This is a genomic window from Mesotoga sp. H07.pep.5.3 (assembly GCF_002752615.1).
In the GTDB taxonomy this organism is placed as follows: Bacteria; Thermotogota; Thermotogae; order Petrotogales; family Kosmotogaceae; genus Mesotoga; species Mesotoga prima.
The window spans coordinates 263,070-277,212 of the sequence record NZ_AYTV01000012.1; the positions used below are offsets into that span (position 1 = coordinate 263,070).

General features: G+C 44.4%; 13 protein-coding genes. 12 read left to right on the top strand and 1 reads right to left on the bottom strand.

Annotated elements, in window-relative coordinates:
* Positions 1 to 10: 10 nt before the first annotated feature.
* The 9 genes from V513_RS04920 (at position 11) to V513_RS04960 (ending at position 9,666) form a co-directional block, all read left to right on the top strand.
* A complete protein-coding gene (locus tag V513_RS04920; protein ID WP_014730314.1) occupies positions 11 to 895 on the top strand; it encodes an ABC transporter substrate-binding protein in 885 nt (294 codons plus the stop codon).
* Positions 896 to 1,104: 209 nt separating this feature from the next.
* Positions 1,105 to 3,747 carry a pyruvate, phosphate dikinase gene (gene ppdK / locus V513_RS04925; RefSeq protein ID WP_099771912.1) on the top strand — a complete coding sequence of 881 codons (2,643 nt, stop codon included), beginning with the start codon at positions 1,105 to 1,107 and terminating at the stop codon, positions 3,745 to 3,747.
* A gap of 59 nt (positions 3,748 to 3,806) precedes the next feature.
* Entirely contained in the window at positions 3,807 to 4,928 is a 1,122-nt protein-coding gene (locus tag V513_RS04930) for a sodium ion-translocating decarboxylase subunit beta (protein ID WP_014730316.1), read from the top strand.
* A gap of 22 nt (positions 4,929 to 4,950) precedes the next feature.
* Positions 4,951 to 5,175: a 4Fe-4S dicluster domain-containing protein gene (locus tag V513_RS04935; RefSeq protein ID WP_014730317.1), complete on the top strand. Its 225-nt coding sequence runs from the start codon at positions 4,951 to 4,953 to the stop codon at positions 5,173 to 5,175.
* A complete protein-coding gene (locus V513_RS04940; protein WP_014730318.1) occupies positions 5,168 to 6,322 on the top strand; it encodes a 2-oxoacid:acceptor oxidoreductase subunit alpha in 1,155 nt (384 codons plus the stop codon). Before V513_RS04935 ends, V513_RS04940 begins: the two co-directional genes overlap by 8 nt.
* 119 nt (positions 6,323 to 6,441) lie before the next feature.
* The gene (locus tag V513_RS04945; protein WP_006492095.1) at positions 6,442 to 6,717 is read left to right on the top strand and encodes a stage V sporulation protein S; all 276 of its coding nucleotides are present in this window, start codon (positions 6,442 to 6,444) and stop codon (positions 6,715 to 6,717) included.
* Positions 6,718 to 6,822: 105 nt separating this feature from the next.
* Positions 6,823 to 7,266 (top strand): ferritin-like domain-containing protein, encoded by a 444-nt coding sequence (locus tag V513_RS04950; protein WP_099771913.1) that lies wholly within the window; start codon positions 6,823 to 6,825, stop codon positions 7,264 to 7,266.
* A 465-nt stretch (positions 7,267 to 7,731) separates the two neighbouring features.
* Positions 7,732 to 9,039, top strand: coding sequence for a uracil-xanthine permease family protein (locus V513_RS04955; protein ID WP_099771914.1), 1,308 nt, complete (start codon positions 7,732 to 7,734; stop codon positions 9,037 to 9,039).
* Between the two features lie 81 nt (positions 9,040 to 9,120).
* Complete coding sequence (locus V513_RS04960; protein WP_099771915.1) at positions 9,121 to 9,666, top strand: GNAT family N-acetyltransferase; 546 nt, start codon at positions 9,121 to 9,123, stop codon at positions 9,664 to 9,666.
* On the opposite strand, the gene V513_RS04965 is transcribed toward V513_RS04960, so the two are convergent.
* A complete protein-coding gene (locus V513_RS04965; RefSeq protein WP_099771916.1) occupies positions 9,651 to 10,382 on the bottom strand; it encodes a Nif3-like dinuclear metal center hexameric protein in 732 nt (243 codons plus the stop codon). The two genes, V513_RS04960 and V513_RS04965, sit on opposite strands and share 16 nt — an antisense overlap.
* Positions 10,383 to 10,777: 395 nt before the next feature.
* Between V513_RS04965 and V513_RS04970 the strand changes: the two genes are divergently transcribed.
* The 3 genes from V513_RS04970 (at position 10,778) to V513_RS04980 (ending at position 13,653) form a co-directional block, all read left to right on the top strand.
* Positions 10,778 to 12,166, top strand: coding sequence for an MATE family efflux transporter (locus V513_RS04970; protein WP_099771917.1), 1,389 nt, complete (start codon positions 10,778 to 10,780; stop codon positions 12,164 to 12,166).
* 183 nt (positions 12,167 to 12,349) lie between these two features.
* A complete protein-coding gene (locus tag V513_RS04975; protein WP_006492104.1) occupies positions 12,350 to 13,006 on the top strand; it encodes a CoA transferase subunit A in 657 nt (218 codons plus the stop codon).
* The gene (locus V513_RS04980) at positions 13,003 to 13,653 is read left to right on the top strand and encodes a 3-oxoacid CoA-transferase subunit B (RefSeq protein WP_099771918.1); all 651 of its coding nucleotides are present in this window, start codon (positions 13,003 to 13,005) and stop codon (positions 13,651 to 13,653) included. Before V513_RS04975 ends, V513_RS04980 begins: the two co-directional genes overlap by 4 nt.
* Positions 13,654 to 14,143: the final 490 nt, after the last annotated feature.

Consider the following 14,143-nt stretch of genomic DNA (forward strand, 5'->3'; position numbering starts at 1 on the left):
GTGTTTAGTTTTGAAAAGACTATTTCTTATTACGTTGGTAGTATTGATGGCAACGGTTATGTCATTCGGTCAGACAAGACTGAATGTTGGAGCAAAGAACTTTACAGAGCAGTACATTGTCAGTAGCATGATTTCGCAGCTTCTGGAAGATGCCGGGTTCAGAGTGACCGAGAATTTTGGGATGAGCTCATTTGTTGCAAGAAGTGCACTCGAAACCGGGCAGATTGACCTTTATGCTGACTACACAGGTACGGCCTGGCCAACATATTTGGGCCACGAAAAGATGATTAGAGATCCTCATGAACTTTACGAGGCAGTAAAGGCCGAAGATCTCGAAAATGGTATTGTATGGCTCGACATGGCAAATTTCAACAACACTTATGCCCTTGCCGTTAGAAGAGATTTCGCTGCTGAGCATGGGCTCACAACACTCGAAGATCTGGCTGAGCTGACTCATGAAGATCCGGATCTTCTCTTTGGAATTGTATACGAGTTCCTTGAAAGAGACGATGGATTTTGGCCTATGAGTGAGGCATATGGTTTTGCCGTGGAGAAGAGACAAGTCAAGACAATGGAAATCGGACTGACATATGAGGCACTAGACAAGAACCAAATCGATGTTGCAATGGTCTTTTCTACTGATGGAAAATTGGAGAAGTACAATCTTCTAGTGCTTGAAGATACTAAGAGTTTCTTCCCATCATACAACCTAGCTGTTACAGTACGGAAGGAAATATTAGAAAACAATCCCGAAATTGAGGAGATCTTGAGGCCAATCTCTGTCTATCTTACTGAACCAATAATGACAAGGCTTAATTATCTGGTTGACGCTGCAGGTTATGAGCCTGATGAAGTTGCTGAAGGATTCCTAAAAGGATTGGGCCTTATAGATTGAGTTGTTTTTCGTTAGGAATTAAGAGCCGCCATAAGGCGGCTCTGTTCTTTAGGAGGGTACTGAAAGAATCAAATCCATGATTTTCTGCCCTATGGAAAGAGAAAGGTATGGTTCAAGAGACGTTCACCATTAGAGAGACAGCTAAACACCCCGTATGTTTAGCTATGATATAATCAGTCGAATATGCTTTCAGGAAGGGAGGAAAGAAAGTGTCAGAGAAATTTGTGTACTATTTTGGAAAGAAAAAGGCCGAAGGCGATGCGAAGATGAAAAACCTTCTCGGTGGAAAGGGAGCCAATCTAGCTGAAATGGTTAAAATAGGAATTCCCGTCCCCCCAGGGTTCACTATCTCTGCTGAAGTCTGCAAGTACTACTATGAGCATGGTAATAAATATCCGGAAAGCCTTGAGAATGAAGTGAAAGAGGCTGTAAGACTTTTGGAAGAAGAAACCGGAAAGGGATTTGGTTCTAATGAGAGACCATTGCTCGTTTCTGTGAGGTCAGGAGCAGCAATTTCGATGCCTGGCATGATGGATACTATTCTAAATCTTGGTCTCAATGACGAGACGGTAGATGGAATGATCAAAGAATCAGGTAATCCTAGGTTCTGTTACGATGCCTACAGAAGATTTCTTCAGATGTTTGGGGATGTCGTTCTCAAGATCGAGCATTCAGAATTTGAAGGTGCGCTTTCTAGTATAAAGAAAGAGAAGGGCGTCAAACTTGATACTGAACTCGATGCAGATGATATGAAGGAAGTGGTGAAGAGATATCTTGAGGTCTATAGCAAGGCTGGAAAAGAGTTCCCACAGGATCCTTGGGAGCAGTTGTGGATGGCAACAAACGCTGTTTTCGGAAGCTGGATGAATGAAAGGGCAAAGAAGTATCGAGCGCTGAACGGAATAAAGGAGGGCGAACTCCTTGGTACAGCTGTCAATGTCGTTGCGATGGTTTTTGGGAACACCGGCGATGACAGTGGAACGGGAGTTGCGTTTACAAGAGACCCCAATACGGGAGAAAAACAGTTCTACGGTGAATATCTGCCGAATGCCCAGGGCGAAGACGTTGTTGCTGGGACAAGAACGCCCTTCCCTCTTACAAAGCTTAACGATATAAACCCCGCCGTCTACAAACAGCTTCTTGAGATTTTTGAGAAACTCGAGAACCACTACCGGGATATGCAGGATATTGAATTCACTGTTGAGCATGGAACCCTGTATCTTCTCCAGACGAGAAACGGGAAAAGGACTCCTTATGCAAGTGTGAAGATCGCTGTTGATCTTGCGGAAGAAGAGAAAATTTCAAAGGAAGAGGCGGTTATGAGAGTAACGCCTGAACACATTGAAACTCTGCTGCATCCGTACTTTACGAAGGAAACTATGGAGAGTGCAGAGCTTCTAGCTAAGGGAATTGCTGCTTCTCCCGGAGCCGCTTCAGGTGCAGTTGCTTTTGACCCAGAAACGGCTGAAAAGATGGCTAGAGAAGAAGGTAAGGCGGTTATCCTTGTCAGACCTGAGACTTCGCCTGAGGATATTGCCGGAATGGCAGCCGCTCAGGGAATTCTGACTTCTACGGGAGGTAAGACCTCACATGCGGCGGTGGTTGCGAGAGGTATGGGCAAAACCTGTATAGTAGGTTGCGAAGCTGTAGAGGTAGATCAGAAGACAAGGACAATGAGAGTAAATGGAAAGACCATAAATGAGGGCGAATGGATTAGCATTGACGGTACTTCAGGCGAAGTATTCATGGGTAAACTCGATTCAGTTAAGCCTCAGGGTCTCGAAGGACCGCTTGCGAAACTGCTTGGCTGGGCCGATGAAATCAGGAAGCTCGGTATAAGAACGAATGCCGATACTCCTAGAGATGCCAAGATTGCCAGGGAGTTCGGGGCTGAAGGAATTGGTCTCACCAGAACGGAACATATGTTCTTCCAGGAAGACAGGATTTTTGCTGTTCGTCAGATGATTACTTCCAGTACCAGAGAGCAGAGAGAAAAAGCTCTCAATAAGCTTCTTCCAATGCAAGAAGAGGATTTCTACGGAATATTCAAAGCTATGGAAGGTCTGCCCGTCACCATTAGGCTCCTGGATCCTCCACTTCATGAATTCCTTCCCAAAGAAGACGAAGATGTCAAAGAACTGGCTGAGGAGATGGGAATGACCTATGAGGAATTGAAGACAACAGTTGAAGATCTTCATGAGTTCAATCCCATGATGGGGTTCAGGGGTTGCAGACTTGCAGTTGTATACCCCGAAATTGCCGAGATGCAAACGAAAGCGATAATTGGAGCTGCTCTAAAGTTGGTTGAGGAAGGAAAGTCAGTGGTTCCAGAGATCATGATTCCGCTAATCGTTGAGCTGGAAGAGCTTAAGTTTGTAAAATCGGTGATAGTAAAAGCGGCAGACGAACTCATTTCAAAATCTGGATTGAAGCTGGATTACAAAGTAGGTACGATGATAGAAGTTCCAAGAGCTGCCCTTACTGCCGATGAAATTGCAAAAGAAGCTGAATTCTTCAGCTTTGGAACGAATGATCTTACGCAGATGACTTATGGTTTCAGTAGAGATGACTATGGAAAGTTCGTTGGACACTATATGGAAAAAGGTATTCTGGAAAACGATCCATTCCAGAAGCTTGATAGAGTGGGTGTTGGCCAGCTCGTGAAGATGGGAACTGAAAAGGGTCGCTCCAGCAGGCCAGATCTGAAGGTAGGAATATGTGGTGAACACGGCGGCGAACCTTCGTCAGTTGAGTTTTGTCACATCGTGGGTCTGAACTATGTCAGTTGTTCGCCCTACAGGGTTCCAGTAGCGAGATTGTCCGCAGCTCAAGCAGTAGTAAAGAATAGATAGTCTTCATTTTGGGCCGCGCCTGTTGGTGCGGCCTTTATTCTTTTGGAGGTAAGCCTTTCATGTCAACGTTGATCTCGGGATATATGGCACAGACAGGATTAGCCACGGTAAGCTGGGAAAACTGGGTTATGTTTGCAATTGCAGGTCTCCTGGTTTATCTAGCGGTTGCAAAAGATGCTGAACCACTTCTTCTTGTACCCATAGCGTTTGGTATGGTTATCGCCAATATTCCGCCCGAGGCTACGGGTGTCTTCACTCCTGGTACGGGTATAATGTGGATCTTACAACAGGGATTGATGTTGGGAATTTATCCACCTCTAATATTTCTGGGGATAGGAGCGGTGACGGATTTTTCTTTTGTTCTTGCAAATCCCAAGACGCTTTTTTTGGGGGCAGCTGCTCAAATTGGCATTTTTATAACATTCCTCGCAGCTAATTTGATGGGGTTCTCCCTTTCAGATGCAGCCGCCATATCGATAATTGGCGGAGCAGATGGACCGACTTCAATATACGTTGCAAGTATTCTCAAGTCTCAGTTTCTACCGATCATTGCTATAGCTTCTTACTCCTATATTGCTCTGATTCCGGTTCTTCAACCTCCCATTATGAAGCTTCTAACTACTCACAAGGAGAGAGCAATAACAATGGGCAAGAAGCTGAGAAGAGTCTCGAAGCTCGAAAGGATTGTTTTTCCAGTAGTTGCGACGATTGCGATCTCGTTGATAGTTCCTCAAGCGCTCCCACTAGTGGGAATGCTTATGTTGGGCAATCTTTTGAGAGAGAATGGGAAGACAAAGCGGCTCGTCGAGGCTTCTGGAAAATACATTTCGGACACCGTGATTATTTTGCTCTGCGTCTCCGTTGGCGCAAAAGCGGACGGTAAGATATTTCTCACGATTGAGAGTATAATGGTTTTGGCATTGGGCTGCGCCGCCTTTGTTGTTGCAACAGCTTCGGGAATTCTATTTGCAAAGTTGATGAATCTGTTCTCCGCAAACAAAGTAAATCCGTTAATAGGTGCGGCCGGGGTTTCGGCGGTCCCTACTGCCGCAAGAGTTGCCCAGAAAATTGCCTCGGAGGAAGATCCGACTAATTTTGTCTTAATGCATGCAATGGGACCGAACATAGCAGGTGTAATTGGTTCTGCAGTTGCGGCCGGAGTATTCCTTTCAATAATATGATAGCCTGGAACGGGAGGGTGTAATGGCTGTAAGAAAGCAGTACAAAGTAAATATCAATTTGGCTCTGTGCAAGAGTTGTGGAATATGCTACTGGATCTGCCCGACGAAAACGATTACTAAAGGGGAGCTTGGCAGGCCAAAAGTGGTTGATCACAAGACATGCATAGGTTGTCTGATGTGCGAGAACGCATGCCCTGACTTTGCGATTGATGTGCGGGAAGTGGAGGCGGTGAAAGAGGATGCGTGAGTTCGTTCTTCTTCAGGGTGACGAGGCATGTGCGCTTGGAGCAATCAAGGCCGGGTGCAGGTTCTTCGCAGGTTATCCAATTACTCCGGCTACTGAGATTGCCGAAACCATGGCGAGGGAGCTCCCAAAAGTTGGTGGAACCTTTATTCAGATGGAGGATGAGATTGGAAGTGCTGCTGCAATAATCGGTGCCTCTCTTGCAGGCGAAAAATCGATGACTGCAACGAGTGGACCTGGTTTTTCGCTAATGCAGGAAGCGATTGGCTATGCGGCGATGACTGAGGCTCCAACAGTAATAGTGAATGTTCAACGAGGAGGCCCCTCCACCGGTATGCCCACAAAACCGGCGCAGGGGGATATTATGCAGGCAAGATGGGGAACCCATGGAGATCACCAGATCATCGCAATCTACCCCTCAAATGTTGAAGAAGTCTATAAGTACATTATAACTGCGTTCAATTATGCTGAACTGTATAGAACACCAGTGATATTTCTAATGGACGAGATCCTTGGCCATATGCGCGAGAGTGTTTACCTCCCGTACGATTCGGAGATAATGGAAGTACAAAGAGTCGGTGAGGCCGAAATTGCAGAAGAAGATATCTTCCATCCATTTGAAGGTGACGATCAGATGATGGCAACTCCACTTGTTAGGATGGGTAAGTCGAGGTTTCATGTCTCGGGTCTGGTCCACGATGAATCGGGTTTCCCGGTTGGTTCTCCTTCCGATTCGGAAAGGCTTTTGAGAAGACTTGACAACAAGATAAGATTGCACAGCGACGAGATAGTAATATATGATGAATATATGACTGAAGATGCAGAGATACTGGTCCTCGCATATGGTTCCGTTGCCAGGAGCGCCATTAAGGCTGTGAAAATGGCAAGAGAGGATAAGATCAATGTGGGTCTTTTCAAGCCGGTTACGATTTGGCCGTTTCCCAGTACGAGGCTAAGACAGCTGCTAAAAAAGGTGAGCGCCGTGATTGTTGCTGAGATGAATCTTGGGCAAATTCTCTATGAAGTTTCTAGACTGAACAAACGAGGCGCAAAGATCGAGCATGTGAGCAAGGTCAGTGGCGAGTTGATTACTCCACAAGAAGTTCTTGATGCAATATCAAAAGTCAAGTCTGAAATAATGGATCTGTAGAACCTCAATCAGTAACGATCCTTCCTTCTTTTTGCAAACGATGTGTTAAAACTTTTGCTAATTAAGCGGCCTCTGTGGTAGAATTACAGCGAAATTACCTGCAAAAGGAGGAAATCTCAATGGAAATCCTGAAGGTCAGTTCGAAATCGAATCCGAACAAGGTAGCAGGTGCCATAGCCGGAGTTATCTCAAAGAACGAGCAAGTAGAGCTTCAGGCCATTGGCGCTGGTGCTGTGAATCAGGCTGTGAAAGCAGTTGCCATCGCTTCTAGATTCCTCAGAGAACAGGGTACGAAAGTGTACATGGTCCCTGGATTTGTGGAGATTCAGATTGGAGAAGAGATGAGAACGGGAATTACCATTAAGATTGTTTCGGAGAAAGACGAAATCAAATAATTGGGGTTCGGTAATCTCTGAAAGTGGGGGGAGGTCATTGATCTCTTCCTTTTTCATTTTGAGAGTCTCGAATAATCGAAATCAGCTTTGACAAGGAGGTTGCATGTGATCACAGTAGGTGACATGTTAGACATAGCTCTGAGAATTGAGAGTGTCGGTTATAGTTATTATCAGAAACTCAGCGAGAAAACTTCGGGCGAAGTGAAATCGTTGTTTGTAAAACTTGCCACGCAGGAAAGAGAGCATGCAGCAGTATTCAGGGAGATGTTGAAAGACGCCGACAACTCTCTAATAGCTAAAGATTGGGAAGATAATGTTGGTTATTTGAAGTCCTATGCAGAGATATCTATATTTCCACGAATTGAATCGATTGATGTTCCAGACAACATTAACAAAGCAATTAGCAGTGCAGTGGAAGTAGAAAAAGACAGTATAATATTCTATTCAGATCTTTCTTCTTTCATACCTGACTGCAAGGAACTGAAGGATATTATCGAGGAGGAACGAAGACATCTTCATGATCTAGTGAAGTTGTATGGTTCTATATAACTAATGGGATGTTTCAAGATTCGGGTGGTCGTCAGGGATATTGCTTAATTTCGATTATCTGTCCTTCATAAGGGGATTTCCGTTGATTTTATAGTCGTGCTATGTTTTTTCTCCGTTTTTCCGCTCAGCGATTTGCTGAGTAATCTATACGAAAAGATTTACTGAATGAAACAATTGGGCATCTGAGGAGAAATCTGTGTTCTTTGTGATAAAATGATCTTTGGATAAATTCTTGGGAGAGTGAGCTATATGTGCCTGGCTTTGTATGAAGAGTGGAAGATCTCTCTTTTTAATCGACACAGAGCTCTTTTTTCCCCCCGTAAAAGCCCTTTGTCTTCTTTCCGTACAGTTCAAAGGGTGATGATCAAAATCACAAAAGACATAGATTCTGCAGTTAGACCTCACGAGATATCGTGAGGTTTTTTTTTGCTATGTGGACAAATTTATATCTTGAGGAGGGATTTTGTGAGTAGTGAGAATTCAGCTTACCAGGAGGTAAGGGAACAGGAAGACAGAAGCAAGAATCTGGGTAGAGGAGGCCTTTTAGTACTCGGCCTGCAACACGCATTCACAATGTTCGGAGCAACTGTTCTTGTTCCTTATCTGACAGGCGTTCCTGTGAATGTTGCCTTATTCACGGCAGGTATAGGCACACTTCTTTTCCATCTGCTTACGAAGTGGAAGGTGCCGGTCTTTCTAGGTTCAAGCTTTGCCTACATTGCGCCAATCAATGCAGTAATTCTCTATCATGCAAATGCACCGGAAATCTATGAATCTGTTCCTGAAGCTATTGCAGCCGGATTCTCCATAACTCCGGACATGATAGCGTATGCCACAGGTGGAATACTGATTGCTGGCCTTGTTCAGGTAGCAATTGCGATGCTCATCAAGAGACTTGGAGTTAGCATGTTTGAAAAGATCTTTCCACCTGCCGTTGCGGGAACGATCATTGCAGTCATCGGTCTAAATCTCGCTCCGACTGCGATAAGCATGGCAAGTTCGAACTGGTGGATTGCAATCGTATCTCTGGGAACGGCTGTTCTTGTCAGGCTTTATGCAAAGGGTTTTACGAGATTAATCCCTGTTATGTGTGGCATTGTGGTGGGGTACGTCGTGGCTGCAATAACAGGCAATGTAACACTCGATGCAGTCAGTCAGGCGAGCTGGGTCGGCCTGCCTCAGTTTGTTCTTCCGAAGTTCTCATTCTACTCTTTGACAGTGCTTGTCCCTGTTGCTCTAGCACCCACGATTGAACACTTCGGGGATATTTTCGCAGTATCAGCTGTTGTCGGGAAGAAGTACTATGAAGATCCAGGCATTCACAGAACACTTGCCGGGGATGGAATTGCGACGGCAGTCGCGGGTTTTTTCGGAGGTCCGGCGAATACAACCTATAGTGAAAACACGGGAGTCCTTGCTATCACCAAAGTTTTCAATCCCATAGTGATGAGGATTGCTGCTGTATTCGCAATCATTCTGTCATTTGTTCCCAAAGTCGGCGCTCTTATACAGTCGATTCCTACGGCAGTGATGGGTGGAATCGAAATACTCTTGTTCGGTATGATTGCTGCAATAGGAATGAAAACGCTTATTGAGAACAGAGTTAAGGTAGATGGCAAGAATCTAATAATTATCTCCGTGATGCTAGTTGTGGGAATTGGAGGCGCGGCCATTGGAATAGGCCCTGTAAGGTTCGAAGGCATAGGTCTGGCTGCTCTAGTCGGACTACTTCTTAACGGCATTTTCGTAATGACAAAGGCTCCTGAGGAATAAAAAGAGCGGCAATTTGCAGGGGGGTGCCTGCTACTAGGCGCCGCCCTTTTTGTTATACTATCCCAAATGGGGGTGATGAAAGTGTTGAAGGGGCGAAAGGTCTATCTTAGAGAATACCGGAAGGAGGACATTGTACTGGCTCATGAATATATAAACGACTATGAAGTCAAAAGAATGCTGGTGCCAGGGATTCCTTTTCCGTTGAGACTGGAAGAGGAGGAAAAGTGGTACGATTCTCAAAGCTCTTCTAAAGACACTTATAGCTTTGCCATTGCAAAGATAGAAGACAATGAATATATCGGAGGGTGTGGCATCAACGAAGTCGACTGGAAGAATAGTGTAGTAACGCTTGGAATATTCATCGCAAAGAAGTTCTGGAACGAAGGTTATGGAACCGATGCAATGAGAATCCTTCTAAGATTCGTCTTTGAACAGATGAACATCAATAAAGCAAAATTAAATGTCTATTCATTCAACAGGAGAGCGATCAGGTCATATCAAAAATGTGGATTCAGAATCGAAGGAACCTTGAGACAGGAAATTTTCCGGGATGGATCATTCCATGACGAGATCATTATGGGTATTTTGAAGGACGAGTTTGGAAGAAACGATCAAACTTCGTTGTAAATCTCGACGAATTCCACTTCAAGCGAGAATCTCTCTCTAAGCAGCTCTCCGAGATTAATCACACCGAATCTTTCGCTTGCGTAGTGCCCTACCCAGAAGAAGTTGATACCTGTCTCTCTTGCAATCTCCCGAGTCGGTTCACCAACTTCCCCTGAAATGAAGGTGTCTGCTGTGCCTTCAAGCTCCCTCAGATTTGATGAAGAACCGCCGGATATTATGCATACTCTTCCAGCGAAATCGGAGTTCTTGAATAGGCCAACCTCTTGACGTGGGAAAATCCTACATAAGGAATTCCTCAACTCAGACACGAGAATGTTTTCCGGATGAGTTCCTATAAAGCCTACATCATATCTCTCAAGGTTGACAAGTCCTATCTCTTCAGCAATTGAATAGTTGTTGCCATATGGCTCATTGGCGTCGAGCGGCAGGTGATATCCGAACAGTGTGATGCCCGAACTCAATACTCTCTCAACCCTTTTCTTTAGATACCCTGAAAGTCTGAAGAATTCCTTCCCGAAGATTCCGTGGTGAACAAGAATAGCGTCCGCTCCGGCTGTGACCGCTTTTTCAACCAAAGCATCGCTGAAAGAGACACCAGTAACCACCTTGTTTATCTCCTTGCTTCCTTCTATTTGAATTCCATTGAAGCAATAATCGTCGAATTCTTCCGGATGTAGAACCGAATTCAGAAAACTCTCGATATCTTCAGGTTTCATAAGTGTCCTCCAACAATATTGAACTGATAGCATCGGGTTTCGATGAAATTATACCACGTCCAGAAAACAAACATAAAATGAAATATAAGCAAAAAAATGTGGCGCTTTGCGCCACTAAACGTCCACATCTCTAAACAAAGGGTTTATCTATTTGAATAGCAGCGATTCAAATTAATTATATATCATTCTTAATCACAAATTACAAAATAAACATTCAATAATATAGCATGGAAATCAAATAAAGTCAATATGTAATTGAGTTATTTCACAAGTATAATTTTACTTTGCTTTCCGGGTTTTCAAAGAGAGTTGGTTCTCAATGTTCGCCAGGTCTTTTAAACTATTGAACTGCATGGTAGACTATATAGTACGGATTCCTTACTGTGGAGGCGTTGATGTCTTACAGCCTATTCAAGTCTTATCTAAACGTTGAAGAAGCAAAGGAGATTCGAGGTTCCCTTCTTGTGATGGCCATTCCTGCTATGGCAGAAAACGTACTCCAGATGCTGCTTGGAATTTCAGATACCGCTTTCCTCGGCCATTATGACTGGAGAATTATGACCGCTGTCGGTACCGCAAATCAGGTTGTCTTCATATTTCAGGCAGTCCTAGTAGCGATTTCAACAGGTTCGATGGTGTTGCTTTCTAACAGTTATGGTGCAAACAATCACAGAAGAGTAGATTTGATTGCATGGCATGCGATCTATCTTAGCATTGCTGCTGGTTTGATTCTTTCTTTTGGGTCTTTTTTCTCTGATAGCTTGTTGTCAGTTCTCTTTCCTTCTAGCGACTCGTTGATGCAGATGAACGGAAGCAAATATCTCCAAATCATCATGGCAGGTTTCCCTGCAATGAGCATAATGATTGTTCTTGGTGCGGCTTTGAGAGGAGCGGCAGACACGAAATCGCCGCTGATAGTAGCCGCTGTTGCAAATGTACTGAATGTCTTTCTTGATTACTCAATGATCTTTGGAAAGTTTGGGTTCCCCGAGATGGGTGCCTTTGGGGCCGCACTTGCAACAGTCTTGTCGAGAGTCGTAGGTTCAGTGATAATTATTGTTTTGCTGTTTCGAAATCGAAGAATTTCGATGTCAAGGAAGCCCCGGAGATTCTCTAAGTGGCTTTTCAAAGAGATCTTTGTTCTAGGTCTTCCAGCTTCCATCGAAAACTTTGGATTCTCTCTTGGAGTTCTTGTCTTCGCAAATATCCTCTTTATTTCCGGTCCACAGGCGTATGCTGCCCACAGAATCGGTATTCAGGTAGAATCTCTCTCCTTCATGCCTGCTTGGGGTATGGGAGTTGCTATAACCGCCTTAGTCGGAATCTACAATGGTGGCAGGCAAAGAAGAATGTCGATTGGTGTAGTTAGACAGGGTTGGTTCATTGCCCTCGCAATCTCCTCTGCGATTGGATTAACCATTACGTTGTTTCCGGACCTTTTCATCTCTCTTTTCACAAATGAGCCGTCGCTCATAGAAGAGGGACGACTGCCAGTGAGAATTATCGGGCTCTTTCAGGTAGTGATGGGGACCGATTACGTGGTCACCGGGGCTTTGAGAGGCATGGGTGACACTTCTTTTCCAATGAAGACCTCGCTTGTGGCAATGTGGTTCTTGAGACTTCCTATTGGCTACGTGCTTGTAAGATATTTCGGTCTCGGTCTATTTGGTGCTTGGATAGGAATGATGGCCGATATGGCCTTCAGGACAACACTGAAGTTTATCAGGTTCTACTCTGGGAAATGGGAAAGCACGGCCGATTCAATACAGGCGCGTTCCGGCTGAGATCTCTTGTACAAAAGAAAGTTATTCATAAAAAATCTATGTGCACGGGCTTACAATCTCAAAGGTTCTTTTTATCAGAAGTGGCGATATCTTTGTTCCTAATTGGAGCTTTTGGTAAGATAATCATATGCCTTATCAGGCATAATTCGAAAGACTTACTAATACTCCGAAGGAGGTATTTCTTTGAAAGTCGTGGGAATGAAAAAGATCGTCTCACTGATTGAAAAAGGTTCATCTGTGATGATAGGAGGGTTTCTAGGTTGTGGTTCTCCAGACTCAATTATCGATGAGATCGTTAAGAACGAAATCTCTGGTTTGACTCTTGTAGCAAACGATACTGCCTTTCCAGAAACGGGGATAGGAAAACTCATTGTCAACAAGTGTGCTTCCAAGATTGTTGTCTCTCATATAGGAACAAATCCTGAGACACAACGTCAGATGATTGACGGAGAGCTGGAGGTAGAGCTTGTTCCGCAGGGTACTCTGGCCGAGAGAATTAGAGCCGGTGGTGTAGGCTTAGGAGGCGTTCTGACGCCAACAGGTGTCGGGACTGTGGTTCAGGATGGAAAAAAGGTTTTAACAGTGGATGGCAGAGATTACCTGATGGAACTTCCTCTAAGAGCCGATTTTGCTTTGGTGAAGGCCAAGAAAGCCGATTACTTCGGAAATCTGGTATTCTCTTTGACTGCAAGGAATTTCAACCCTCTGATGGTCCTAGCATGTGATACGGTGCTTGTAGAGGTTGAAGAAATCGTTCCAATTGGTTCCCTGTCGCCGGATGAAATTCATATTCCTGGAGTTTTCGTTCATTACATTGTTGTCGGAGGTAGAGTGCAATGATGGACCCAAAAGAGAGAATAGCGAGAAGAATTGGACGGGAACTGGGTGACGGAGATCTGGTAAATCTGGGGATTGGAATTCCCACCCTGGTCTCAAACTATATACCAGCGGGTATAAGGGTGTTTTTTCAATCAGAAAATGGCATCATCGGCATGGGACCCTTACCGGAAAAAGGAATGGAGAATAGAGATCTTACAAATGCCGGGGGTCAATATGTAACGGCTCTACCGGGTTCGGCAGTTTTCGACAGTGCAATGTCTTTTTCAATAATCAGAGGTGGACATCTCGACGTCACTGTCCTAGGAGGTCTTCAGGTCGATGAGCGTGGGATTCTGGCTAACTGGATGGTCCCTGGCAAAATGGTGCCAGGTATGGGCGGTGCAATGGACCTTGTTACTGGAGCTAAACGTGTTATTGTCGCCATGACACATACATCTAGGGGAAGTCCGAAAATCGTGAAACAATGCACTCTTCCCATAACTTCAAACAGACGAGTAGACCTTATTGTTACAGAGTTAGCGGTAATCGAACCCTTTGCCGGAGGGCTTATGTTGAAAGAGAAGGCAAGTGAGGTGACAGTTGACGAGGTACAATCTTTAACAGAGGCTCGGCTATTTGTCGCTGAGGATCTTAAGGACATGGTCTAGAGGTAATTTTGGAGTTTCGAGCGGCCAGAAATGCCCATTCTCTGAAGATGAAATGATGTATCATTACTATTCGTTGTCTTAGATCTACAGTGATGTTTTGTTCGAATGATTTTTCTATGAAGAATTTCGTGGACCTTGAAGGAAATAGTAACAACCGATTCACTGGCTGTACTGCAGAGAGTAGAGCAAATCTGTAGGTGCGTCTTCTTAAAAAGGTCCCGGTTCGCTCAGAAGGAAATGCAGTACAGTTCCTAAGATTACGGTTCATTGTCGCTTTTAGTTTGTTCGTATTGCGAAGTAGATTTCGCACGAAAGTCTGAGTCTCGCAGCGATTTTCGAGATTAATTGCCTATCTTTGGTTCCTATTCGGCTACAGAAAGCAGCGTTAAAGAGATGTTAGTGTGGTATATTCTCCTAGAATGTATATTCACCGTAAGGCACTTTTGGAAGGTGATTTTCTTTTCATTGTATATGATCTTCACTTTCATAA

Coding starts and splice junctions, on each gene's coding strand:
- V513_RS04930 (WP_014730316.1), top strand. CDS start 3,807: ATGTCAACGTTGATCTCGGGATATATGGCACAGACAGGATTAGCCACG.
- V513_RS04935 (WP_014730317.1), top strand. CDS start 4,951: ATGGCTGTAAGAAAGCAGTACAAAGTAAATATCAATTTGGCTCTGTGC.
- V513_RS04940 (WP_014730318.1), top strand. CDS start 5,168: ATGCGTGAGTTCGTTCTTCTTCAGGGTGACGAGGCATGTGCGCTTGGA.
- V513_RS04945 (WP_006492095.1), top strand. CDS start 6,442: ATGGAAATCCTGAAGGTCAGTTCGAAATCGAATCCGAACAAGGTAGCA.
- V513_RS04965 (WP_099771916.1), bottom strand. CDS start 10,382: ATGAAACCTGAAGATATCGAGAGTTTTCTGAATTCGGTTCTACATCCG.
- V513_RS04970 (WP_099771917.1), top strand. CDS start 10,778: ATGTCTTACAGCCTATTCAAGTCTTATCTAAACGTTGAAGAAGCAAAG.
- V513_RS04980 (WP_099771918.1), top strand. CDS start 13,003: ATGATGGACCCAAAAGAGAGAATAGCGAGAAGAATTGGACGGGAACTG.